The sequence below is a fragment of the Pseudoflavonifractor sp. MSJ-30 genome, from assembly GCF_018918045.1.
In the GTDB taxonomy this organism is placed as follows: domain Bacteria; phylum Bacillota; class Clostridia; order Oscillospirales; family Oscillospiraceae; genus Faecousia.
Genome location: NZ_JAHLPU010000006.1, coordinates 14748 through 37985, shown reverse-complemented (window position 1 = coordinate 37985; position 23238 = coordinate 14748). Strand labels below are relative to the sequence as shown.

The following is a 23238-nucleotide window of genomic DNA, read 5'->3' as shown; positions in this document are numbered from 1 at the left end:
GTTCATCCGGCTTGCGGATTGGGACAAACTGATATCACAGCCCTTTGAATGAATCGCAGGAGCACGGAGAAACGGGAGATAAGCAACGCTCACAAACGGGCTTGCTCTGCAGCTCAGACAAAACGAACGCAATATCTGCATTCAGACAGATAGAACGTTCAGCAATTTCCAGCGGCGCATATGCCTGGCCATGATTGATGCAGACATAAATCGCATCCGGGTTTTCCATGGTGTATCTCCAGAAAGGATATTTGATGATGCCCGGCGTGTTGTTGCCAACCCCCAGTTCCAGAAACAGCACCTTGCCCTGTTTGTGATGCCGCAGGAAATTGGCATACCTTTCAGAGGCAGCATACCATCCCCGATCCTGCACGAAGGTATCGTCGCACCGAAGGTTCATGGTCATGGGTGCGCCACAAACCGGGCAGCGAGGAATCAGCTCGGAGGGGATTTTCGTATTCTGCTGCTGGGCAAGCATCTGCCGGACTTCCGCCTCATTGTCATAGGTCTTATTGTGGCAGGCTTTGGAACACTGCCACAAGCCATAGTCGCCCTGGGTGTAAAACAGACGGCTTTTGTCAAAGCCTGCCCGCTGGAACTGGTGATCCACATTGGTGGTCAGCACAAAATAGTCCTTGTCCTTTACCAGCGCCAGCAACTCCTGATAGACCGGAAGCGGGGCGTCCACATAGCGGTTGTAGAAAATATGGCGGCTCCACCAGGCCCAGTATTCCTCCAGGGTTGCAAAGGGATAAAAGCCGCCGGAATATATATCTGTGATCCCATATTTCTGGTGGAAGTCTGAAAAGTACCGTTCAAACCGTTCCCCGCTGTAGGTCAGTCCAGCGGAGGTGGATAACCCTGCACCAGCACCGATTACGATAGCATCCGCAGTTTCCAAAGAGGCTTGCAGCCGCTCAATCTGCTCTGAGCAGCTCCCTGTAGATTCTTTCGTCCTGTTCTTTGAAAACATTGAATACCACCTCGATCTTACTTCCGGTTTCGGTCTTGTATTTGCGTACCGTGTCCACGGCAATCTCTGCCGCTTTGTCATTGGGAAACATAAATACGCCTGTGGAAATGCAGCAGAATGCAATGCTTCCCACCCCGTTTTCATCCGCCAGTTTCAGACAGGAACGGTAGCAGGATTCCAACAGAGCGCAATGCTCCTGTGCCAGTTTTCCCTGCACAATGGGCCCTACGGTGTGGATCACATACTCACAGGGAAGGTTGTAGGCGGGAGTGATTTTCGCCTGCCCGGTAGGTTCGGCATAGCCTTGCTCCGCCATAATCTCCGCGCACTTCAAACGGAGCTGCACCCCTGCATAGGTGTGGATGCAGTTGTCGATGCAGTTATGGCAGGGCTGGTAGCAGCCAGTCATGCCGCTGTTGGCAGCGTTGACAATGGCACCGCATTCCAGCGTGGTAATGTCCCCACGCCAGAGATAGATTCCCTCCCGCACCGGGGGCAGTTCAGACAGCCGGGTAATCTTCTTTGCAGCCAGTTCCTCTTGCAAGTAGGCATCCTGCACTTCCAGAAATTCCTTACCTATGGCTGCCGGATGACGAACATTCATTAACCCACGCAGCAGAACCTTCTGACGGTCAGCATCTGCCGGAATCTCCTGGCGGCGGCAGGAAGGACGCTCCCACAGTAATTCTTCGATTAGATATCTTCTCCGCTGATCCTGGTTCATGACGTTACCCCCGCTTTACAATGACTCTGCACCATCTTTTTTTCTTGAAATATAGTACCATACAATACCGTAATGCCCCGCATTTTTATTCTTGCGGGGCATTGCATCAATATACCACAGCGTCCTCTGCCGTGAAGCCGCCAAGGGAATTTGCTTTTACCTGAACACAAACATAAACGATTCCCGCGTCGTTTGCGGCAAAGAACTGTCGTTTTGCTGCGGGAGCAATTCTCAGCCAATCGCCTGCGGCAAGGGTGATTTCTTCACCGTCGATGATTGCTTTGCCATGACCTGACAGGATTCCGTAGATTTCTTCATTCTCCTTGTGGGAGTGAACGAAGGGAACACCAGCGCCGGCGGGAAGCGCATTGATGCTGACCTCTGCACCGGTCAAGCCCAGCGCGTCATGAAGCTCCACTCTTCCTTCGTTTCCAATGCTTGTCTTTGTGTAGTTTTTCATGGTGATTACCTCCAAAGTGTATTTTAATTGGGAAAGGTTGCTTTTTCCTTTCGTTGGTATTACAATATCACCGTAGCGCAATTCTGTAAAGTAAGCACAATATTGTGGTGTAGTTACCAAAAGGAAACTATTGGAGGCAATCTGTATGAGCGAAGAAAAGAAAGAACTTCCGGCCTGCCCTGTAGAAACCACCCTCATGCTGATCGGTGATAAATGGAAGGTACTGATCCTGCGGGATTTGATGCCCGGAACCAAGCGCTTTGGGGAATTGAAAAAATCCATCGGCCATGTTTCCCAGAAGGTGCTGACCGCCCAGCTCCGGGACATGGAGGAAAGCGGACTGCTGACACGCAAGGTTTATGCCGAGGTTCCGCCCCGTGTAGAATATACGCTGACTGAGCTTGGCTATAGTTTGAAGCCTGTTCTGGATTCCTTATGGAGTTGGGGTGAGGAATATAAGGCCAAACAATAAAAGCCGCCAGTGTTGACACCATACTGTGTCTTCACTGGCGATTTTCGTTTGTCCAAAGATTTGGGCTGCATAACTGTTTTCGGAATTGCCTTTTTATAGGAATATGCTGCACCGACATCTTTTTAATCTTCTATTCCATGGAGCGCAGGGCCTTTCAGGTAGTTCTCCATCTCCCCGGACAGCACCAGACTGGCGTATTCCATCGGTACATTGTAAAGCAGCCAGTCAAGGTCTGCCATCTGTCCGTTGGTAACATCGAAGTGGTTTTCCACTTCCTCGCAGTCAATCGTGAGGACAGAGCCATCGTTATAGGTTAGCTCTACAGCGTTGGTATCCATGTTATAGAATGCGTGAATCAGTTTTGTCATAATATGCCCCTCCAAAAGCATTTGCTTCTCTGAGACATTGGGGATTCTGGGACGGCAACGTGAATTAAATCATCCCAAAATACTGCAATGCCTCTCGGATTGCATTCTCTTTTTCCGGGGGACAGTTCGGGGCTTGTCTGGCATCCTCAGACTTCGGCAGATTATAGTTCTTCCCAACTTCCAGTCCGCACTTTTTCTTAACCTGAGAGATGTACAGGCTGGAAACCTTCAAACCGGTATGCTCCAACACATACGCTTTGATCTGGGGATAGGTTGCGCCATCCTGAAACTCCGACATATCCATATCTTCCAAAGAGAACTCAACCCGAATGTTCTTCGAGTCGATCTCGCCCTTGGAAAGCAAGACAACCGTCTCAATATGTGCATCGTTGTCCAAACTCAGACTCATATCCTCTGCAATGATCGGGAGCTTGAATTTGATGGACTTGAGCCATTGGCCGTTGGGCTGGCGCTCCTCGTAAATCTGGATTTCAGAAATGAGGGACTCCATGAGCTGCCGCTTTTCCTCGTCGTCCATAGCGGAATAGAGCTTATCGAAGTAAATCAGCACCTTGTAGATATTGTCACCCGTGAGCTTTTCCGCTTCGATTGCCATTTTCTTGGCCCTGGCAGCAATGAGCTGATTTTCCGTATCTTCGATTTTATCATACATCTTGTAGAGCCGGTCATCAAGGTCTGCCTTGCGCTTCATGTAGTGCTTATCATCGGGATCGAGAGAGTCAATCTCGTCAATCAATCGCGCTTTTACAGAATAGCTCTGGCGAAGCTGCTTTTCATGGGCCGCGATCTCCTGCTCGATGGCAGTGGTATCCACCTTCATGCTGATTTTTTCCTGCATCATGGCGGCAAACTTTGGATTGCTCACCAGCTTGACGATAACCTCCGCCACGGCGTTGTCCAGCAGTTCTTCGTTGATCTGCTTCCTGAAGTCGCATTTATGCCCGTGCGTCATCGTGCGGTGCTTGCAGCCGTAGTAATAGAAATCCTTGTATTTTGAGCCGTCCGCCTTGTGCTTGATGCTTTTGTTGCCGTACATTCCCACACCGCAGATCGGGCATTTTACGATACCGGACAGCAGATGAATCTTGGTGTCCTTGCCACGGTTGACGTGTTCGTACTTCTCCGCCTGCGCCAGCAGCTTGACCTGCGCCTCATGCCATAGTTCTTCGGAGACAATTCCTTCGTGCAGACCGTCCACCAGCAAATAATCATCCTGCTCCACCAGACGGTAATCGTTTCGGGTGCCATGTACCTTCTCTGTCCTGCGTCTGCCATAGGCGATTTTCCCGCAGTACACAGGATTTTTCAGTATTCTTCTAATCAAGGCAGCGTCAAACAGCGGATTTTTGCCGTTTTGCCGCTGGATTTTATGAATTCCATGGGTCGCAAGGTATTTTGCAAGGCCGTTTGCGCCGGTATCCGTATGCACATACTGGTCAAAAATCACGCGGATCGCCGCCGCTTCTTCCTCGTTGATGATCAGCTGTCCTTTTTCCAGCTGATAGCCGTAGGGCGCAAAGCCGCCGTTCCATTTCCCCTCGCGGGCTTTCTGGATTCTGCCCTCCATGGTCTGCACACGGATATTTTCACGCTCAACTTCAGCCACAGCCGAAAGAACGGAAATCATCAGCTTTCCTGCGTCCTTGGAGGAATCAATCCCGTCCTCCACACAGATTAGGTTAACGCCAAAGTCCTGCATGACCTGTAAAGTGGAAAGAACGTCTGCCGCATTTCTGCCGAAGCGCGAAAGCTTGAACACCAGCACATAGGATACGCCGTCCTTGCCGGACTTGATGTCCTCCATCATCTGATTGAACTGGATTCTGCCCTCTATGGACTTGCCGGATTTTCCGGCGTCCTCATATTCGCCCACAATCTCATAGTCATTGAACTCGGCATAGGCTTTCATTCTGGATTTCTGGGCATCCAAAGAATATCCGTCAATCTGCATAGCGGTGGATACTCGCGTGTAGATATAAACTTTTATCCTTTCTTTTTTCATTGTCATATCCTCGGTCAACCTTGCTTTTTAACCGTTTTCTGCTCCAACAACTTGATGGAATCCAGATAATCGCGCTCAACTTCGCTGAGGGTACGGGCCTTGTATTTTCTGTACTCGCCGGTTGCCTTGTCAATAGCCTGCTTATGGCTGACACTTCCGTTGCCAATCAGCAGCTGCTCTCCACTCATAGTCAAAATCCGATCAAGATGCTCCGACCAGTCCTGCATGGTCATTGCCTGCTCTCGCTCTGCCTGTCGTTCCGCAAAATCCAGATAGCCGGACACAAGCTGTCCCATAGCACGAAGCTCTTTCTCGTTCAGATAGTTCTTGGCAACTACCGCCTCTTTCAGCGTGGGCTGGCTGCCTGCAAAGGTAGTCAAGCCCATAAACTCTTTCTCCGCATCGGCACGCGTATAAATGACCTCCGCCGCTGTTTGTCCATGAATGGCATAATGAATCTTGTTTTGGACTTTTTTGAAAAACTGAATGGAAATTTCCGCCTTGGGATCATAGTCAATACTGGTCGCGTAGATTTCAAGCACCTGACGGTAAAACACCTTCTCGGAAGCGCGGATGTCGCGGATACGCTCCAGCAGCTCCTTGAAGTATCCACCGCCACCCAGATTTTTCAGGCGCTCATCATCCAGAGCAAAGCCCTTTCGCATATACTCCTTCAAAATCCCCGTTGCCCAAATACGAAACTGCACGCCGCGCTGAGACTTCACACGGTAGCCGACAGAAATGATGACATCGAGATTATAGTAATCCACCTGATAAGTCTTACCGTCAGCGGCAGTTGTTGCAAAATTTGCAACAACTGCTTCTCGCTTCAATTCGCCCTCAGCGAAAATGTTCTTGATATGTCTGGAAATGGTAGATTTGTCACGCTGAAACAGCTCCGCCATCTGGTCAATGGACAGCCAAACCGTATCGCCATCAAAGGTCGTTTCGATCTTTGTCAAGCCATCCTCTGTGGTATAAATCATCATTTCAGAATTGTTCTGCTCATTCTCCCAGCGTTCCATGGTTACTTCACCTCGTTTTCTGCCATTGCAGGAGCTTTTGCTCCTGCAATGGCGGTTTGGACACTTATTTCATGATAATTATATCATGCCGCTTTCACTGATTCAATATTATTTTCGTGAATCATATCATCTGCCTCGACTTTTTCGGGCATGGATTCCTCTATGCCGAGATCGGGCAGCGCATCAAGATTCAGAACCACGGCATACTTTTCAATCAAATTTGCCAGCAAAGCGGCGAAGCCGCTCCATTCATCTACCATAGGCAGTCTCCCTCTCTTTCTCCGTTCTGTGCGTATATGCCGCCAGCACTTCCTTCGGAATACGATCCAACATGGCGACAGCATCCTCATAGTCCCGGTGCAGTTTGGCATCGGCCAGCTTTTTCAAGGTGCTTTCCTGCGTGGCTTTGTCCAGCGACTGCTCCAACTGCTCCGTTTTCTTTTTCAGCTTTTTGTTCTCGGCGGTCGTGGCGGTAAACGCTGCATTGTACTTTTTCAATGTCGTGTGCATCTGCTCCACAGCCGGAATATACTTGTCCAAAAATGCGCCGATTTCTGCCGCTTTTCCCTTGGCATTGAACGCATTGATGCCTGCAAGCAATTCTTCTAACTTGGCTTTCTGCTTGGTCAGGCGTGTCATCTCTTTGAACACCCTCGGCGGGATATGGTCGCGCCCGGTTTCGCTGGCGCTCTCGCCCCGCTCCAGATCGGGATATTTCTTCACCATATGCGCCCAAAACCTGTCCTGCCACTGCGTCAGCTTTTTCTTGTTGCCGACAATCTCTTTGGCACTGAGCCGTCCGTCCTCCGTCAGCGGGACAAAAGAAAGGTGCATATGGGGCGTTTTCTCGTCCATATGCACCACGGCGGATATGATTGTTTCTGGCTTCTGGTTTTGCTTGATGAAGTTCAACGCTTCCTGAAAATAGGCTTTGATATCGTCTTTCTTCTTTCCTTTGAAGAACTCTGGCGTTGCGGTTACAAGTGCTTCCACCACACGCACGCTGTCCGAGCGGGTGCGGCAACCGACCTCCTTGATCTGTCGCTCTGCCTCTGCCCGGTATTTTTGTTCCGGCGTAATCAGGTGAAAATTCAAGTGGCTGCGGCTCTTATCGATGTCTGGATTGCTGGCATAATTTTCTTTGGTGCGCTCATTGTGCGTCTCAATATTGGAAATCTCCGGGCCTTTGTACTTGTCAAAGCGAAGGATGGCAAACTGCGGCTTACTCATTTATCTCTCCCTCCGTTTCTGCCATACGAGGTCATAACCCAGCACATCAGCCAGTTCCGTGACTTCTTTGTAGCGGATGCTCTCCCTTTGCAGTTTGGCAGACAGGTTGGAAACACTGTCTGACCAGCCATATTCGTCATGCAAGAGGTCAACAACCTCCTGCATGGTAAAACCGGTGCGGACAATCTGCGCCTTGATTTCGTTGCGTACATTCATATTCAAATTCCCTCCAAAATTCAGATCATAAAACAGCGAAGCAGGTACGTCCTCCGACGCATCCGCTTCGCTGTCTGGTAAAATACTCTGCTGTGATAAAATCCGCTCAGAATCGCCGGTATGATGTCCTGTCCACAGATGACACCTACCGTTTTTTCTGTTCCGCGTGACTTGACCTCAAACCGTGTGATTCCACACGTTTCAGCGCACTGGCTTTCCTGTTCCGAGAAGCGCGATTCCGTGAAACTATTTCTGCCGTCGGTCAAAAACTTTGCGAATTTCACTTACCTTGATTTTCCCCCCAAAAAATATAGGCTCTGCCGATCAGCATTTTCCCTATATAGCGGCGTTTGGGGCAAAGCGCTGCGTACATACGTACACGGCGCGGCGGGCAAAATCAATCCCGCCATCCTTCCGGTACGTACGTACGCTCTGAAACATCGGAAAACCCGTTTATATTGGGTCTGGTAACCGCTTCAATTCCGAAGAAGCCCCATACCCGCCGACCGGCGGCATTCGTGATCTTGTTGCAATATTCCAGATTGTACTTGCTTTGGTTCGCAATCACACTGTCGCTGAAGCTGCGACGTTTCAGCGGCGTCAGGTTGTTTTCCTCACACCACATCCGGTAAATTTCGTACAAGTCTTTAGAGCTGATGGTACAGTCTGCTTTCAGCCGGATGTAGCCCTCCGATTCCAGAAAATCAAAGACGTTGTTGTTATCCCTCTTGACTGCCTCCCGGTTATCTCGCGTGCGCTGGCTTTCCGTGAACTTGAAGTTGTTGGCGACAAGCCGCTGCAAGCCCTCAAACGCCCACAGGAAGATGCCCTCGGCCTCTGCTTTCATCTTTTCAGCAAGGTCAGGATCGTCCACCCGTCCGGCAGGCTTTTCCTTGGTGGTCAGCACAAGCTGTCTGCGGTAAAAGCCGTCGCTCCGGTCATAGAGCGCTTGCAGATCGCCGTTGGAGAATGCCAGCAGGCGGGCAAACATCCAGCCCTGATAGCTCTGCTTGCCCTTTCGTTCAAGATCCATTTTGCCTTGGGCGGTCACGATGGATTTCACATAATTGGTCTGCCGCAGCGCCTCCATCCGCATATCATCATCCACGCACAGCAGAATGTGTTCCAGATCGGCACGGGCAAACCGATTTTCGGAAATCTTCCCGATACTGCCGTCTTTCATGTTGCTGCCGAGCAGTGCGCCCAGCACTGCGCCGATCTGCGACTTTCCCTCGCCGCCGTTTCCTTTCATCACCATCATCCGCTGTCCCTTATTGCTGGGAATCAGACAATAGCCGATAAACTCCTGCAAGGTAGGGATGTCCTCTGCATACAAAAGCCCGTCCAGAAAAGAAAACCATTGTTCAGGCGCTGGGGCATCCGGGCAGTATGCTACCGGCAGTCTGCTGCGTACAATGTCCGGTCTGCCCTCGGTAAAGCTGCCGTCCAGCTTCAACGTGCCGTTTGCCAGATGAATCCGATCCGATTCCGGCGCGAAATCCTCTACATGAGCCGCCAGCTTCATCACTTCCAGAATGTTGGTGATCTTGCGGGGGATGTTGTTCACGGCGCAGCATTTCAGCTCCTCGTAGATTTCACCGCGAAGCGGCAGATCGTCGGTCACTCTGCCATCCGGCGTAAAAAATGCACCGTTGGCAAAGATAATTTTCCGGCTGCTCAGAAACTCGTCGCAGAACAGCGCCTCATTGATATTTGTGCCGTCAAACCAGACAGGGGCATTCGTGTCAACCGATTTTCGTTTTGTCATGGGCATCTACCTCCTTTTCGAGCCGTTTCAGGCGTTCTTCCAGCCGGTCAATCATGCCGTCCTTTTGGAGCATATCCACGGTTTTCAAACGAACCTCCAAATCTGCAAAGGTTAAAATATCTACCAGATCCTCGATATAATCAAGCATCTGGCAGGCTTCCACAAAACAATCGTCAATGGTATCATCCGGTGATTTGGGTGCGTGCTGCACCTTCCAGTTTTCCAGAAGGTGCAGATAATCGCACAATACCCGCCGACAATGCAGTTCCTCTCTCTGGAACGCTTTTGCCAGCGGGTATTTCGGTTTTCTCAGCGCTGCCGCAGCAGGGGGCTTGTCCGGATCGATCCCGAAGTCATACGCCAGCTTCTGTGCTGCCGCATAGCTGCTCAGATTGAACAGTCTTGCCACAAAGTCGATCACGTCACCAGTTGCCCCGCAACCGAAGCAGTAAAAGTAATCCTCGTTCAGCTTCATGCTGGGCGTACGGTCATTGTGGAAGGGGCAGCAGGCCATGTCGCCGCGCCCGATTTTCAACCCGTAGTGTTCGGCAGCTTCTTTCACGGAAACCGCCATTTTGATTTGTGCAAATAAATTGATACTTGGTTCCTCCTTTGAAAAATATTTTGAGTGTTGCCGTTCTGCCCGATGCCGTTCCTGCCCGAGAATCTCACTCCGGCGTTTCGTTCTCCTTGGTACGCAGAATGCGGTACTTCGCCGGAAAACATATCCCATCGGACGGTCATGAAGTTTTCAATGTACTGCGTGGTTTACGTCTAAATTTTAGTAAGAAAACACCCACTTTCCCGTATATCCGAGAGGAAGGAAAAGTGGGGGAGAAGACGGATTTTTCCACGCTTTTAGACACAAAAAGAAAAATCATGATATAATACAAGAAACGCCGAAATGGAGGTGGGTATATGCAGGTTAAGCTGACAATCGGAGAGCGTTTGAAGGATTTGCGAGTAGAGCGCAAGCTGACCTTAGAGCAGCTTTCCGCTGAGGTTGGCATCTCAAAATCCGCGCTTGGCAAATATGAATCGGATAACGGCAAGGACATCAGCCCGTACAGCATTTCAATGCTGGCAGACTACTATGGCGTTTCTTCTGACTATCTGATGGGACGGACAGAAATAAAAAATCACCCAAACACAGCTCTGCATGAGCTGCATTTGAGTGATGATGCGATTGATGTATTGAGTGCGGGCAAGTTCAACCACCGGCTGCTGTCGGAGCTGATCTGCCACAGGGATTTTCAGCGTTTCATGCTGGATGCAGAAATTTACGTTGACCGGATCGCGGATATGCGAATCAAGGATATGAACACCGTGCTGGAAGCCACCCGCCAGATGGTTCTGATTGAGCATGGCGAGGAAGCCAATGATCTGTACCTCCATACTCTGAAAGCAGCGCAGATACAGGAAGAAGAATATTTCGGACATCTCGTTGCAGATGATCTGAGCAGTATCCTGCAGGACATCCGGGAGGGACACAGGGCGGATGCTCTGACCGCAGACGATGAGCTGTCTGCCGCCGCTGTGCAGAAGCAGTTGTTGGAGGCCGTACACTTTGAGGGCAGCTCCGAGGAAAAGAAAATTCGCGCATACCTTGCAACACTTGGCATTGATTACGACACGCTCACGAAAGAAGAGTTTGTTTCGCTGATTGGAATCCTCAAGAAGTCCAAGCATATGAAAAGCCCTATCAGCCAGCGCGGGAAAACGACCATGACCCACGGTAAGGGGAAACGGAAAAAACGCTGAAACGGGGAGCGGCGCTGCGGCGGGACGAGGGCTGTATATACCTCTGCTTCCTTCTCCGGCCAGTCGGATTTTGCTTCTCAAAAATCCTGCATTTGTGTCACCTTGGTGTCACAAAATCCGCCTGTCCTACTGACGCAGAAAAGTGTCCGCCAACCGCTATCTGCCGTACAGCAGATGGCGAAGCCAGCCCCTTTCCCGCGTCAGCCGGAAGCAAAGGTATAACACACTAGACTTTCCTACGGAAAATCGTGTGCCAACAGGGATGCTCGCGCCCCTATTGGAAACCTAGCGTCAAAGGGATGCTCCCTTTGAAATCCCTCATTTTCCTCGCAGGTGCATATACAACCTGAAAAATCAGTTTCTTTGCACAGCTTGAAAATAAAAAGCCGCTGTAACTATCCCCCGCCGGGATGAAAGTTACAGCGGCTTTTAACGAGTGCTGATAATGTGCGCAGATTAGCGCAGCATTATCTTCCCCAAGTACACACGGGCTTTAGATAAATGTACAGCGAATCATCGCCTGTTACAACCTCTGCCTGAAGCCTAATTTTTGAACCGACAGTCAAGTATTCCGGGCGTGTCGCATTATCCCACTTAAAATCAAACATACCCATATCTTCAAGGTAGAACAGGGCGGCACCAATATGATCCGCATCTTCACCAGGCACTAAGATATAATTATATCTCGTTTTATAGTTTCCGTTCTGTTCCAGATTCAAAACAATGCAGTCAAATTCTACCACTTTTCCTTTATACGCCGAAATAAAGGCTGCCTGCTTTTCAGGATCAACATACTCCGCGGTCAAAATAGCAGCAAAGTCGCTGTTATTGTCAGCAGTAATACTTTCAATAATCTCAGGCTCTTCAACATGGTAATACTTGATATAAACCTTTTTGTCGGGCTTAAATGAATCTCCAGCATTGAATGACCAACCATCAATCTCAACAAGCATCACTTCGCCATCCGCGTGAGAAGTGCTTTCCGTTGTAACTTCGCCAAGCTCGATATTGGTAAAGCCCATATCTCTGAACGCTTGCTCGACATCAACGTAATTCATTCCATCATATGCATCGGAGCTTTTTGCCATAGTAATGTTGGAAGGATCATCGTCTTCCGGCATATGGTATGTGATAACAATTTCAGCATCAGCAGGGAACACATCTCCGCGATTGAAGTCAGTTTTGTCAGCAATGCTCACGCTCTCGACTTCGCCGTCATCTGTCCAGCCCAAGACAATATCATACAGGACTTCGTATTTAATATTGGTAAAGCCCAACGTTTTAAGTGCGGCTGCAACATCCTCATATTTTTTATGCTTATACTCAGAGGCTGCCACATCAAGCTTTACTTCGCCGTCAGCTAATTCCATCAGGCGATCCACATACAGCGTTTCAACAGACACTTTATCACTGGAACACGCAATTTTATAAGAAGCCTCGACATCACAATCTACCGTCAGTGTAACCTCACCCTTTACCGTGGATGACTCGTCGCTTTCAAAAGTAAGGGTATATTCACCCGGATCAATGGAAAGCTCAAAATCCTGATCCTCTCCATGCGTCAGCGTTCCTTGTTCAATTCCGTTCAGAAGCAGATTCACGTCATACTTGCTGAAAATCAGGTTCGGGACGAAATCAACATGGATTTTGACGTTACACTTTGCATAACCGTGATAACGAATGAGAACTTCATCATCGGATTGGAACTCTTGCTCTTTTGTGAAATCTGTTTTGCCGCCCACCGAAATCGCATCAATCGTATTCGCCTTATCTACGTCGGTAGCTTGCAGGTCTTCAACTTTCTCAGCTTCAATGTTCGTAAAGCCAGCAGCGTAAAAAGCAGCCTGAATTGTCGTATAATCCTGTTCTAAGCACTCAGCTGCTCCATAAGGAGCAGCAACAGATACGGCAGCTATGGAAGTATCAGAGGTTTGGTTAGGGGTTGGTTTATTCTTGTTCGCTGTCCCCCAAGAATAGCTCATGACGTTCAGAACCGTAAGCAAAGCAGCAATTCCTAACAGAAGCCATTTGAGCCAAACCTTTTTCTGCTCGATTTTGATTATTCCTCTGTGCATAAGAACAGCAACGACAGCTAAAGCAATTTGGAGAACAGCGATAATGGTTGCCGCAGTTTTTTCTGATAATAGTGCCACAATGAAAAGCAGGGCAAATACAACTATCGCCACAGTCGCAATCTTTCCGTATGTACTCAGCTTTCCCCATTTGGCGGAAGCTTTTTCCCTCATTCTGTCCGCTAAGGATTTCGGCGGCTCTTTCTGATTCTGAAAATCTTGCACCTGTTCATCCAATGAAATTGGTGGAATATCTTCTTCTGATACATTTTCCTGTTTCGGTGGCATTTCAACCTTATTTCCACAGTATGAGCAAAACTTAGTATCCTCCGAGAGTTCCGCTCCACATTTTGAACATCTCATCTCTCATATCTCCTTTATTTTTCCGATGAAGGGATCGGCGGCATAGCAGGGAACAAAGATTTCAACTCATCCACCGCTCCGGCTTTCCTCCATTGTTCCATTCCGCTTTTCCAAACCAGACTGTCAGCTGTGAATTGTCCGACAGACATCATCTGTGCAAGCACTGCCAGGTCAAATGGGCCAGTCGCTTGCCCGTTCACAGCAATGTGATATGCCGCCGCAGGAATCGGAGGAGGTGTCATGCCAGACTGCACAGGCTGTTGAATGCCACCCATCATGTGATTCATCGCTCCGGCGATATTTTGTCCAACAGCGCCACCGACAGCCATGCCTGCCATCATTGAAGCCATGTTAAAGCCAGTACCATCACCGCCGCCACCGATATTTACATCACCGGCTCCGTTTGCACCCATCTGACCGAGTGCAGCAGCTCCGGCAACGCCAACCTCTGCCTGCTTCTCGACCTGAAATGCACCGATATTTGCAGTCTGTGTTGCTTTGTGCTGAGCATACTGACCTTCTTCACGCTGAATACGCAGCCGCTCAACATAATCGGCGGTTTCTGCCTGAATCTTTGTCGCGGCAATATTCTTTGTAACTGCCATGAGCTGCCGGTAGCTGTCACTCGCCTTGTCGATCTCAATCGCGGCTATATCAACGCCGGAGACAAGGACACCGAAGCTCTCTTTCAGCCGTTCGCTGATGTCATACTCGATTGCATCGTTAATCTGTGCGATTTTGCTTTCAAGCTGGATCACAGGAATACTGTGTGCTGCCGGTGCGTTGGCTACGCTGTCTTTGACATACCGGCAGGCAGCATCACGAATCTGCTTCTGGAAATCGTCAAGGCTGAAATTGTTCAGCCGATGCAGCTTGATAAACTCTCTGTAATCCGAAATGCTGAAACTGACAGTACCTCTCACGGCAACCGGAACACCAAAATCCGCAAACCTCGGATCATATACATCAAAGAAGGGAACACCGAATTTCACCTGAATGATCTTGGCAAGGTTGATGAAATAAACCTCTGCCTGAAATGGTGTGCCCCCCTCGTATGCCAGCCCGACAAAACTTGCAAGAACGGGGAGGTTTGCTGTTTTAAGAATCTGGTCAAACGGACCTTCAATGAAGTCCTGCATAGTGCCGTTCTTTTGCCTGTATACAAAAACAGCGACTTCTCCGTCCTTTACCCTCAGAGACGAACCCCATCGAATAGCGTTTTCTCTGTTTCCCTCACCAAGCTGCACGCCGGCAGGATGCCATTTCCAGATCAGATAGGATGGCTCATCACAGCGGATTTCGTCCATGAATCCGCCTGTACGCTTTTGCTTATCGAACGGTGACATTTCCTTTACCCCCGATCACTTGATTATCGTTTCTTAAACAGGACAATGCCTATTATTCCAAGAATCAAAACACCAATAGCAATTCCGATTGTTACCGCAGGATTCCATAGCAAGCCTAATAGGAAAAACCAGCCCGCTACACCGCCTACCCAAATCAAGACGCCTTTCAGCTTTTTGTTTTTAATTTCTTTCTTTTTTCGGTCGTAAATTGTTTTTATCTGCAAGAAATCCGAATGCTTGCCCATGGAAATTTCCGCTCTCTGATAAACCTGATCCAGTTTGGAAATCCATGCTTTTGTAACATCGTCATCAATACCTTTTTTCACATCAATGTTGGATGCTGCCAATATCATAAACTCCATAATATCTTCTTTGGAATTTGGAACAGCAAAATTGATGATCAGAGACGCCTTTTCTTGATTCTTCTGGCTCTCAAATCGCTTAAGGGCTTCCTCGGCTTCGTCACCCTCTTTGAAATCTTTACCGAACACCATTTTCATGACCGATTTCTTTTCTTCAAAGGCTGGCATTTTCTGTGCCGAGATATTTTCCAATTTTACAGCCAACTCTCGGACGGAGGAAGCAGACCGAACATCTCGAATCTCATATCCGCAAGTTGGACATACCGTGAGGAACGATTCCATTACTTCGCCGCAGTTCGGGCACTTATGTATATACCCTTCATAAACTGTCTTTCTCTCTGTGGGATTTCCAGTATATGCTTGTTCATTTGATGTCCTATGTGCTTCTTGAGCATCACCACAAATCGCTTCGCCGCAGTTTTTGCAGAATCGCGCTCCCTCATCCAGCTTGGTTCCGCAGTAAGGGCAGAATTGTTTTTTCATCTTCTCTATCCTTCCAACTTCTGTTTATTGTTCAAACCCCTGATCAGATTCCACACGTACCGCATCGCATATATCTCCAATATTGCAATCCAGATAATCACATATGCGGAGCAGGACGGACAACGCAACTTCCTCGTTGCGGCGCATCTTTGTCATAGTGCCGGTCGCTATATTCAGGTCTTTTCTGAGAGTAGCTGGTGAGATATTTTTCTCAATGAGCAATATCCACAGCTTCTTATAACTGATTCTCACGTTGTGCCTCCTATTTATATCCAAAATATAGTATACTGTGCAAAAGTGTGGCTGTCAATAAATTTCATCAAATACAACGCTAAAATTCACAACTTCTTGCGAATTTTAGCGTTGTGCGACTCTAAAATAACTGCCGCTCAGAGGCATAAATACCTTTCGAGCGGCAGCTATCCTTCTATCCGAAGCAAACTATATTCTTAAATCATCCCGAAGTGCTTCAAAGCTTCTGTGATTGCTCTTTCCTTCTCCGGCGGGCATTGGGGCTGCTTGGCATCCTCAGACTTTGGCTTGTTATAGTTCTCACGTTCAATGATACCGCACTTCTGCTTTACCTGTGCGATATACAGACTGCTGACCTTCAAGCCGGTATGTTCCAGAACATATGCCTTGATTTCCTCATAGGTTGCCTTTTTCTCCGCAGCAGTCAAATCCAGCTCGTCCATCTTCACTTCGATCTCGATATGTTCCTTACTTTGAAGTTTGGACAATAAACATACCGTCTCCACATGGCTGCATCGCGGGAACAGGTCTGCTGCCGTCACCTGTTCTACCCGGAAGCCACGGGCTTTCAGCAGGGCGGTATCCCGGGCCAGAGTGGCGGGGTCGCAGGAGACGTAGACCAGGCGTTTGGGGGCCATGCGGGCGATGGCCTCGATGGCGTCGCTGTTCAGGCCCTTCCGGGGCGGGTCCACGGTGATGATGTCCGGGCGGATGCCCTGCTGCTCTAAGCGCAGGGCGGCCTCCCCCGCGTCGGCGCAGAAGAATTCCGCGTTTTCGATGCCATTGCGCCGGGCGTTGTCCTTCGCGTCCTCAATGGCCTGGGGAACCACCTCCACGCCCAGAACCTTTCCGGCGGCGGAAGCCATGGCCAGAGTAATGGTACCCACGCCGCAGTAGAGGTCCAGCACCAGATCGTCTTTCGTGATATTCGCCATGGAAATGGCTGTCTCATAGAGCCGCTGGGCCTGGGCGTGGTTCACCTGATAGAAAGACCTTGCCGACAGCCGGAAGTTCAGGCCGCAGAGGGTGTCCTCAATATAGCCCGGGCCATAGAGGGTCACGAATTTGTCCCCCAGCACGGCGTTTCCCTTTCTGGTATTCACGCTGAGCACCAGAGTGGTAAAGCCGGGTACGGCTTTCAGGGCGTCGATCAGAGCGGAAACTCTAGGCAATCCCTCGCCGTTGACCACCAGACAGACCAGAATCTGCCCGGACACCGCCCCCCGGCGGACGTAAATATGCCGCAAAAGCCCCTTGTGGGTCTGCTCGTCATAGATGGGCACGCGGTTCTTGTTTACATAATCCATAACAATGGATTTCACCCGGTCAGTCTCCTCCGGCAGGATGCGGCAGCGGCCGGTTTCCACCACCTCATGGGTGCCCTCCCTGAAGAAGCCCGCGTAGGCTCTGCCCTTGTCCCGGGCCACGGGATACTGGGCCTTGTTCCGGTAGCCCTCCCAGCTGGGGGCCGCCAGAATGGGTACTGTGTCCAGACTTTCCCCGCCTATGCGGTTCAGGCAGGTCCGCACCCGGTCTGCCTTTAACCGGCATTCCTCTTCATAGTCCATGTGCCAGAAGGCGCAGCCGCCGCAGAGCTTGGCCACGGGGCAGGCCCGGTTCACCCGATGGGGGGACTTTTCCAGAATTTCCACAAGTTTTCCCGCCGCCCAGGTCTTGCGCACCAGCGTAATCCGGACGCTGACCCGTTCTCCGGCAATGGCATTGGGGACAAACACGGCGCAGCCCTCAATATGGGCGATGCCCTGTCCCTCAGTGGTATAGTCCGTGATCTCCGCTTCATAAATCTGATTTTTGATTAGCATTGTGTCTCCTTACAGGGGATATTCCAAAAATGTTTTCCGAACGGTCAGGCCGCAGTTTTCGTAGAATTTCCGCGCCCGGTCGTTGCCCTCCCAGACGTTCAGGGTCACGGCATCGCAGCCCAGCTGTTTTGCCAGGTCTACCGTTTCCTGCCACAGCTGCTTTGCCACGCCCTTGCCCCGGACGGAGGCATCCACGCACAGATCGTCCAGATACAGCTCCTTCCGGTCCAGCCGGGCGGGGTCACCCGCAGTCTCTTCCAGCACGCAGAAGGCGTAGCCCACAACAACGCCGTCCTCCACCGCCGCCAGCACGGGGCGATTCACGTCCTTGAGCAATTCTTTCAGGGTCTCCGGTTCGTACTTCTCTCCGCCGTCCCGGAACAGGTCCGGCCGGATATCATGGTGCACCCTCTCCACCTGCCGCAGCAGGTTCAAAAGCTGGGGGATGTCGTCAGTATTTGCAAATCGAATGGTCATGGCTTTGTGCTCCTTTGACTGGGGAAGGTTGGGATCCGCACAATTGACAATGGACAATTGACAGTTGACAATGAAGGAGTTTCCTTCGGAAACGATTCAAAATATCATTTATCATTCAAATTTGTCCCAAAGGGACACCATAATTGTCAATTGTACATTGTCAATTGTCAATTTGTTTTCCTGCAGCCCCGTTTATATGTTTTTATCATACCACACTCCCCTCCCCCGGTAAAGCCGCTCTTGCGTCTTTTTCAAAAAAATGCTAGAATATCCACAGAAAACAAGAAGGAGCTGTCTTATGGATTATCGGAATTGCCAGCTCTGCCCCAGGCAGTGCGGCGTGGATCGGGAAAACGGACAGCGGGGCTTCTGCGACTGTCCGGGTACGGCGCTGGTGGCCAAGGCCATGCTGCACAAATGGGAAGAGCCCGCGCTGGCAGGGCCGGGCGGCAGCGGGGCGGTGTTTTTTGGAGGCTGCACTCTGGGCTGCTCCTACTGCCAGAACGCCGCCATCAGCGGCCACGCTGCCGGACAGGCCATGGACAGCACCCAGCTTCGCCGGGTCTTTGAGGGACTCATCGCGCAGGGGGCGGAAAACATCGATCTGGTGACCCCCACCCAATTTCTGCCCACCATTCTCCCCGCTCTGGAGCCGAAGCTGCCCGTGCCCGTGGTCTACAACTGCGGCGGCTACGAAAGCGTTCAGACCCTGAAAGCCCTGGAGGGCCGCGTGGACATCTATCTGCCGGACCTGAAATACGCGGACCCGAAGTTAGCCTCTTCCCTCTCCGGGGCAGCGGACTACTTCCCCGTGGCCGCCGCGGCCATCCGGGAAATGGTACGCCAGACCGGCCCTGTCCAATGGCAGGGGGATAGAATTCTGCGGGGCACCGTGATCCGCCACCTGATTTTGCCGGGGCAGGTGGAAAACTCCCTGAAAGTCCTGGACTGGATCGGTGAAACCTTCCGCCCCGGAGAAGTTCTTGTGAGCCTCATGCGGCAGTACACGCCCATGGGAAACCAGCAGCCCCCCATGGACCGCCGGATCACGGACGAGGAATACGACGCGGTGCTGAGCTGGATGTTCCTCAACGATCTGGAGGGCTTCACCCAGGAAGCCCAGTCCGCGGACAGTGGATTTATCCCGGATTTCTGAAAAAAGATAAAACAATGGGCAGACAAGCGACCGGAAGTATGCTATACTGGAGTGTGGTGAATCGTTTTCCAATTGACAATGGACAATTGACAGTTGACAATGAAGGTATTTCCTTCGGAAATGATTTGATATTATAAAATTCGTCCCGCAGGGACACCATAATTGTCAATTGTACATTGTCAATTGTCAATTTATTCGGAAGGAGCCGCCGCTCTGTGCGTAAAAATTTCTTACATTCCCTTCTCTTTCTCCTGCCGCTGACGGCGCTGGTCGTGCTTTTGGGGCCGGTGTTCGCGCCGAAGAACAACACCTCCGCCGCCGGTATGCTGGAAGCGGACCCCATTGCCATTCTCTCCCAGCCGGAAAACAGCATCGATTTGCTGTTTCTGGGAGACAGCGAAGCCTACTCCGGCTTCGTGCCCATGGAGCTCTGGCAGGACTACGGCATTGCCTCCTTTGTCTGCGCCTGCGTGGACCAGAAGCCCTATGAAACGGAAGCCTTTCTGAAAGCGGCACTGGAACGCCAGTCCCCCAAGGTGGTGGTGCTGGAAACCAACGTGCTCTACCGGGTCTATTCCCGGGTGGACCGGATCGTTCCCGCGGCGCAGCGCCTTTTCCCGGTGCTGCGGTATCACAGCCGGTGGAAGAGCCTGACCCTTCGGGATCTTCAGTCCCCGGAATACACCGGGGAATACCCGGATCGAGGCTACCACCTGCTGCTCTCCGCGGACCCTCGGAAGGATCTGGAGGGCTACATGGCCCCAACGGATGCCCGGGAAGCCCTCAGCGGCGCCAATCTGCGCTCTCTTCGGAATATCAGCAATCTGTGCAGGGAAAAGAACATCCGGTTGATTCTCTACAGCGTGCCCAGTCCCGAGAACTGGAGCATGGCCCGGCACAACACCATGGAAGATCTGGCCCGGGAGCTTGGGGTCCTTTATCTGGACGGCAATCTGGAAAGCCGGGACATTGACTGGGACCGGGACACCTACGACAACGGCGACCACCTGAATTACTACGGTGCGGCAAAGATCACCCGCTGGCTTGGGGACTTTTTGTCGGACACCCTGCCGGATCACCGGGGGGAGGCCGCTTACGCCGCCTGGGACCGGGACCTTGCGGCTCTGCCAGAACGGATTCAGGCAAAAAAGGAAGAAATGAAGGAGTAATGCCCCATGGCAAATGCGCTTTGCTATCTGGAAACCAGTTTTCGGCGCTTCCCGGACCGGTGCGCGGTAACGGACGACTGCCGAAGCTACAGCTATGCGGAATTCTACCGCCTTTCCCGCCGTATCGGCACCGGGCTGGCCCGTCTGACCGGCCCGAAGCAGGGCGTCGGCGTATTTCTGGAAAAAAATGCCGACGCCGTAGCCGCCTTTTTCGGCATCCAATGGGCGGGCTGTTTCTACTCCGTGCTGAACACGGAACTGCCCGGCCCCCGGCTGAACCAGATTGCCGCCCAGCTGGGGCCGGCGGTCATCGTCACCTGCCGGGAGCTGCTTGCCCAGGCAGAGGAAATCTTCCCCGGGCAGAGCCTTGTCTGTCTGGAGGCGCTGGCGGAGGTACCGGAGGACGATGCCGCCCTTGCCGCCATTCAGGCCCGGGCCATTGATACGGATCCGCTTTATGTAAACTTCACCTCCGGCTCCACCGGCGTGCCCAAGGGCATCGTGGTCAGCAGCCGCAGCGTGCTGGATTTCATCGGCTGCTTTACGGAGCTGTTCGACATCACCGAAGGGGACGTGATCGCCAATCAGGCGCCCTTTGACTTTGACGTGTCCGTAAAGGACATCTATTCCGCCATGAAGGCCGGCGCCACTCTGGCGGTGGTGCCCCGGCGGCTGTTCTCCGTACCCACGGAGCTGATGGACTTCCTCTGTGAAAAGAAAGCCACCACCCTGATCTGGGCGGTGTCCGCCCTGTGTCTCATTACGGGCTTTCATGCTCTGGACTACAGAACCCCGGAGACCATTCAGAAAATCCTCTTCTCCGGGGAGGTCATGCCTCTGCGGGCTCTGAAGGAATTCCGGAAGCATCTGCCGGATGTGACTTATGTCAACCTCTACGGCCCCACGGAGATCACCTGCAACTGCACCTACCACATTCTGGAGGAAAACCGGGACTATGCCGCCGGGATTCCCATCGGCATTCCCTTCCCCAACGAGGACGTTTTCCTGCTGGACGGGGAAAACCGTCTGATAACCGGGCAGGAAACCGAGGGCGAAATCTGCGTCCGGGGCACCGCCCTGGCTCTGGGCTACTACCGCTGCCCGGAACAGAACGCCGCCCACTTCACCCAGAATCCCCTGAACCCCAACTACCCGGAGCGCGTCTACCGCACGGGCGACCTGGGCCGGTACAACGACCGGGGCGAACTGGTTTTCAGCGGCCGGAAGGACTTTCAGATCAAATATATGGGCCATCGGATCGAACTGGAGGAAATTGAGCGGGAGATGAACGCCATTGCCGGCGTGGACCGGGCCTGCTGCGTCTTTGACGAAAAGCGCGGCCGTCTCAAGGGCTTCTACACCGGCGCCATCGATCAGGGGGAGCTGCACACCATTATGAAACAGACTCTGCCGGGCTTCATGGTCCCCGGCATTCTGCGGCAGGTGGAGGCCATGCCCCTGAACAAGAACGGCAAAATCGACCGCAAGGCTCTGGCGGCCATGGCAGGAGGACGATAAATGGACATTTCCAAATTGCAGGATACGGCCTACTATGTCTTTGACTTCCGGGCTCTGGGGCAGCGCATTGACGATCTGCGGGGCCTGCTGGGCGAGAACATCCGGCTGGCCTACGCCATCAAAGCCAATCCCTTTCTGGTAAAAGGTGCCCTTCCCAGGGTGGAGCGGCTGGAAATCTGCTCCCCCGGCGAGAGCCGCATCTGTGACGCTCTGGGCGTTGACCCCGCCGCCACCGTGATCTCCGGCATCAACAAGACGCCGGCCTTTATTGAGGAACTGGTGGCAAATACCGACGGGCGAATCTACACCGTGGAATCCCTGACCCAGTTCGAGCTTCTGGACCGGCTCTCCGGGAAATACGGGAAGAAGCTGAAAATTCTGCTGCGGCTCACCAATGACAGCCAGTTCGGCATCAACGAGGAGGACATCGAGGCTCTGGTCCGCTATCGGGGGGATCACCCCGGCCTGGACTACCGGGGCATCCAGTTTTTCTCCGGCACCCAGAAGACCTCCCTTAAAAAACTGCGCCGGGAAATTCTGCGGCTGGACGAGCTGTTGACCCGGCTGGAAACGGACTGCGGCTGGCGCAGCCCGGAGCTGGAATACGGCCCCGGCTTCCCGGTAAGCTATTTCGGCGAGACGCTGGACGAAGGGGAACTGATTCTCGGCCTGCGGCAGCTGCTGGAGCAGACACAGTGGCAGGGTAAGATCACGCTGGAGTTGGGGCGGTCCATCGCCGCCTGCTGCGGCCGGTACTTCACCCATGTGGCCGACCTGAAAAACAACCATGGTCAGAACTATCTGATTCTGGACGGCGGCATGCACCAGATGGTCTACTACGGCCAGTACATGGGCATGAAGCTCCCGAAGGTCACCCTCTGCGGCAAGGAGAACCTGCCTCCGGCAAAGGACTGGAACCTCTGCGGGAGCCTGTGCTCCATGAATGACATTCTGGTAAAGGGCCTGCCCCTGCCGGAGGTCGGCGTCGGCGATACCCTGTGCTTTTACAACACCGGCGCCTACTGCGTCACCGAGGGCATTTCTCTGTTCCTCAGCCGGGACTTACCGGCGGTGTACATTCTGGACGAAACAGGCAAACTCCACCGCGCCCGGGAGACCACGGAGACGTATCCGATGAATATGGACGGCGGAAAAATGGACAATTGACAATTGACAATTAAGGAATTTCCTCCGGAA

23 protein-coding genes are annotated in these 23238 nt (G+C 51.9%); 6 read left to right on the top strand and 17 right to left on the bottom strand.

Features of this window, described 5'->3' with window-relative positions:
* Positions 1 to 34: 34 nt before the first annotated feature.
* The 3 genes from KQI10_RS00410 to KQI10_RS00400 all read right to left on the bottom strand — a co-directional run bounded on the left by KQI10_RS00410 (position 35) and on the right by KQI10_RS00400 (position 2157).
* Complete coding sequence (locus KQI10_RS00410) at positions 35 to 901, bottom strand: NAD-dependent deacetylase (protein WP_371818335.1); 867 nt, start codon at positions 899 to 901, stop codon at positions 35 to 37.
* 16 nt (positions 902 to 917) lie between these two features.
* Positions 918 to 1697 (bottom strand): protein-ADP-ribose hydrolase, encoded by a 780-nt coding sequence (locus tag KQI10_RS00405; protein ID WP_216565382.1) that lies wholly within the window; start codon positions 1695 to 1697, stop codon positions 918 to 920.
* Positions 1698 to 1803: 106 nt separating this feature from the next.
* Entirely contained in the window at positions 1804 to 2157 is a 354-nt protein-coding gene (locus KQI10_RS00400; protein ID WP_216565381.1) for a cupin domain-containing protein, read from the bottom strand.
* A 145-nt stretch (positions 2158 to 2302) separates the two neighbouring features.
* Here KQI10_RS00400 and KQI10_RS00395 point away from each other — a divergent pair, with 145 nt between their 5' ends.
* Positions 2303 to 2629 (top strand): helix-turn-helix domain-containing protein, encoded by a 327-nt coding sequence (locus tag KQI10_RS00395; protein ID WP_216565380.1) that lies wholly within the window; start codon positions 2303 to 2305, stop codon positions 2627 to 2629.
* A gap of 122 nt (positions 2630 to 2751) precedes the next feature.
* On the opposite strand, the gene KQI10_RS00390 is transcribed toward KQI10_RS00395, so the two are convergent.
* From KQI10_RS00390 to KQI10_RS00355, 8 genes are all read right to left on the bottom strand, one after another.
* Positions 2752 to 2997: a DUF6061 family protein gene (locus tag KQI10_RS00390; RefSeq protein ID WP_216565379.1), complete on the bottom strand. Its 246-nt coding sequence runs from the start codon at positions 2995 to 2997 to the stop codon at positions 2752 to 2754.
* Between the two features lie 64 nt (positions 2998 to 3061).
* Complete coding sequence (locus KQI10_RS00385) at positions 3062 to 5020, bottom strand: recombinase family protein (protein WP_216565378.1); 1959 nt, start codon at positions 5018 to 5020, stop codon at positions 3062 to 3064.
* A 14-nt stretch (positions 5021 to 5034) separates the two neighbouring features.
* Positions 5035 to 6045: a virulence RhuM family protein gene (locus KQI10_RS00380; RefSeq protein ID WP_216565377.1), complete on the bottom strand. Its 1011-nt coding sequence runs from the start codon at positions 6043 to 6045 to the stop codon at positions 5035 to 5037.
* Between the two features lie 83 nt (positions 6046 to 6128).
* A complete protein-coding gene (locus KQI10_RS00375) occupies positions 6129 to 6305 on the bottom strand; it encodes a hypothetical protein (protein WP_216565376.1) in 177 nt (58 codons plus the stop codon).
* Positions 6295 to 7275: a MobV family relaxase gene (gene mobV / locus KQI10_RS00370; RefSeq protein ID WP_216565375.1), complete on the bottom strand. Its 981-nt coding sequence runs from the start codon at positions 7273 to 7275 to the stop codon at positions 6295 to 6297. The genes KQI10_RS00375 and mobV overlap by 11 nt, the downstream gene beginning before the upstream one ends.
* Entirely contained in the window at positions 7276 to 7491 is a 216-nt protein-coding gene (locus KQI10_RS00365; RefSeq protein ID WP_216565374.1) for an LLM class flavin-dependent oxidoreductase, read from the bottom strand. It lies immediately after the preceding gene.
* Between the two features lie 397 nt (positions 7492 to 7888).
* Positions 7889 to 9265 carry a phage/plasmid primase, P4 family gene (locus tag KQI10_RS00360; RefSeq protein WP_371818334.1) on the bottom strand — a complete coding sequence of 459 codons (1377 nt, stop codon included), beginning with the start codon at positions 9263 to 9265 and terminating at the stop codon, positions 7889 to 7891.
* Positions 9237 to 9857 (bottom strand): CHC2 zinc finger domain-containing protein, encoded by a 621-nt coding sequence (locus tag KQI10_RS00355; RefSeq protein WP_216565403.1) that lies wholly within the window; start codon positions 9855 to 9857, stop codon positions 9237 to 9239. The genes KQI10_RS00360 and KQI10_RS00355 overlap by 29 nt, the downstream gene beginning before the upstream one ends.
* 320 nt (positions 9858 to 10177) lie before the next feature.
* Here KQI10_RS00355 and KQI10_RS00350 point away from each other — a divergent pair, with 320 nt between their 5' ends.
* Complete coding sequence (locus KQI10_RS00350) at positions 10178 to 11020, top strand: helix-turn-helix domain-containing protein (protein WP_216565372.1); 843 nt, start codon at positions 10178 to 10180, stop codon at positions 11018 to 11020.
* 467 nt (positions 11021 to 11487) lie between these two features.
* Here KQI10_RS00350 and KQI10_RS00345 read toward each other — a convergent pair whose 3' ends face one another.
* The 6 genes from KQI10_RS00345 to KQI10_RS00320 form a co-directional block, all read right to left on the bottom strand.
* Entirely contained in the window at positions 11488 to 13455 is a 1968-nt protein-coding gene (locus KQI10_RS00345; RefSeq protein WP_216565371.1) for a DUF4839 domain-containing protein, read from the bottom strand.
* 14 nt (positions 13456 to 13469) lie between these two features.
* A complete protein-coding gene (locus tag KQI10_RS00340) occupies positions 13470 to 14801 on the bottom strand; it encodes an SPFH domain-containing protein (protein ID WP_216565370.1) in 1332 nt (443 codons plus the stop codon).
* Between the two features lie 23 nt (positions 14802 to 14824).
* Entirely contained in the window at positions 14825 to 15646 is an 822-nt protein-coding gene (locus tag KQI10_RS00335; RefSeq protein WP_216565369.1) for a zinc ribbon domain-containing protein, read from the bottom strand.
* A 24-nt stretch (positions 15647 to 15670) separates the two neighbouring features.
* Positions 15671 to 15898, bottom strand: coding sequence for a helix-turn-helix transcriptional regulator (locus tag KQI10_RS00330; RefSeq protein WP_216565368.1), 228 nt, complete (start codon positions 15896 to 15898; stop codon positions 15671 to 15673).
* Between the two features lie 197 nt (positions 15899 to 16095).
* Positions 16096 to 17721: a 23S rRNA (uracil(1939)-C(5))-methyltransferase RlmD gene (rlmD, locus tag KQI10_RS00325; protein ID WP_216565367.1), complete on the bottom strand. Its 1626-nt coding sequence runs from the start codon at positions 17719 to 17721 to the stop codon at positions 16096 to 16098.
* Positions 17722 to 17730: 9 nt separating this feature from the next.
* Entirely contained in the window at positions 17731 to 18198 is a 468-nt protein-coding gene (locus KQI10_RS00320; RefSeq protein WP_216565366.1) for a GNAT family N-acetyltransferase, read from the bottom strand.
* Between the two features lie 298 nt (positions 18199 to 18496).
* Between KQI10_RS00320 and KQI10_RS00315 the strand changes: the two genes are divergently transcribed.
* From KQI10_RS00315 to KQI10_RS00300, 4 genes are all read left to right on the top strand, one after another.
* Positions 18497 to 19354 (top strand): 4Fe-4S cluster-binding domain-containing protein, encoded by an 858-nt coding sequence (locus KQI10_RS00315; RefSeq protein ID WP_216565365.1) that lies wholly within the window; start codon positions 18497 to 18499, stop codon positions 19352 to 19354.
* A gap of 215 nt (positions 19355 to 19569) precedes the next feature.
* On the top strand, positions 19570 to 20523 hold the full coding sequence (locus KQI10_RS00310) for a hypothetical protein (RefSeq protein ID WP_216565364.1): 954 nt from the start codon (positions 19570 to 19572) through the stop codon (positions 20521 to 20523).
* Positions 20524 to 20529: 6 nt separating this feature from the next.
* Entirely contained in the window at positions 20530 to 22041 is a 1512-nt protein-coding gene (locus tag KQI10_RS00305; protein WP_216565363.1) for an AMP-binding protein, read from the top strand.
* Positions 22042 to 23208 (top strand): alanine racemase, encoded by a 1167-nt coding sequence (locus tag KQI10_RS00300; protein ID WP_216565362.1) that lies wholly within the window; start codon positions 22042 to 22044, stop codon positions 23206 to 23208. It begins immediately after the preceding gene.
* Positions 23209 to 23238 lie beyond the last annotated feature (30 nt).

Excerpts from the sequence above, each read along its gene's own strand:
- KQI10_RS00405 (WP_216565382.1), bottom strand. The coding sequence starts at position 1,697 with ATGAACCAGGATCAGCGGAGAAGATATCTAATCGAAGAATTACTGTGG.
- KQI10_RS00400 (WP_216565381.1), bottom strand. The coding sequence starts at position 2,157 with ATGAAAAACTACACAAAGACAAGCATTGGAAACGAAGGAAGAGTGGAG.
- KQI10_RS00395 (WP_216565380.1), top strand. The coding sequence starts at position 2,303 with ATGAGCGAAGAAAAGAAAGAACTTCCGGCCTGCCCTGTAGAAACCACC.
- KQI10_RS00390 (WP_216565379.1), bottom strand. The coding sequence starts at position 2,997 with ATGACAAAACTGATTCACGCATTCTATAACATGGATACCAACGCTGTA.
- KQI10_RS00385 (WP_216565378.1), bottom strand. The coding sequence starts at position 5,020 with ATGAAAAAAGAAAGGATAAAAGTTTATATCTACACGCGAGTATCCACC.
- KQI10_RS00380 (WP_216565377.1), bottom strand. The coding sequence starts at position 6,045 with ATGGAACGCTGGGAGAATGAGCAGAACAATTCTGAAATGATGATTTAT.
- KQI10_RS00375 (WP_216565376.1), bottom strand. The coding sequence starts at position 6,305 with ATGGTAGATGAATGGAGCGGCTTCGCCGCTTTGCTGGCAAATTTGATT.
- mobV (WP_216565375.1), bottom strand. The coding sequence starts at position 7,275 with ATGAGTAAGCCGCAGTTTGCCATCCTTCGCTTTGACAAGTACAAAGGC.
- KQI10_RS00365 (WP_216565374.1), bottom strand. The coding sequence starts at position 7,491 with ATGAATGTACGCAACGAAATCAAGGCGCAGATTGTCCGCACCGGTTTT.
- KQI10_RS00360 (WP_371818334.1), bottom strand. The coding sequence starts at position 9,265 with ATGCCCATGACAAAACGAAAATCGGTTGACACGAATGCCCCTGTCTGG.
- KQI10_RS00350 (WP_216565372.1), top strand. The coding sequence starts at position 10,178 with ATGCAGGTTAAGCTGACAATCGGAGAGCGTTTGAAGGATTTGCGAGTA.
- KQI10_RS00345 (WP_216565371.1), bottom strand. The coding sequence starts at position 13,455 with ATGAGATGTTCAAAATGTGGAGCGGAACTCTCGGAGGATACTAAGTTT.
- KQI10_RS00340 (WP_216565370.1), bottom strand. The coding sequence starts at position 14,801 with ATGTCACCGTTCGATAAGCAAAAGCGTACAGGCGGATTCATGGACGAA.
- KQI10_RS00335 (WP_216565369.1), bottom strand. The coding sequence starts at position 15,646 with ATGAAAAAACAATTCTGCCCTTACTGCGGAACCAAGCTGGATGAGGGA.
- rlmD (WP_216565367.1), bottom strand. The coding sequence starts at position 17,721 with ATGCTAATCAAAAATCAGATTTATGAAGCGGAGATCACGGACTATACC.
- KQI10_RS00320 (WP_216565366.1), bottom strand. The coding sequence starts at position 18,198 with ATGACCATTCGATTTGCAAATACTGACGACATCCCCCAGCTTTTGAAC.
- KQI10_RS00315 (WP_216565365.1), top strand. The coding sequence starts at position 18,497 with ATGGATTATCGGAATTGCCAGCTCTGCCCCAGGCAGTGCGGCGTGGAT.
- KQI10_RS00305 (WP_216565363.1), top strand. The coding sequence starts at position 20,530 with ATGGCAAATGCGCTTTGCTATCTGGAAACCAGTTTTCGGCGCTTCCCG.
- KQI10_RS00300 (WP_216565362.1), top strand. The coding sequence starts at position 22,042 with ATGGACATTTCCAAATTGCAGGATACGGCCTACTATGTCTTTGACTTC.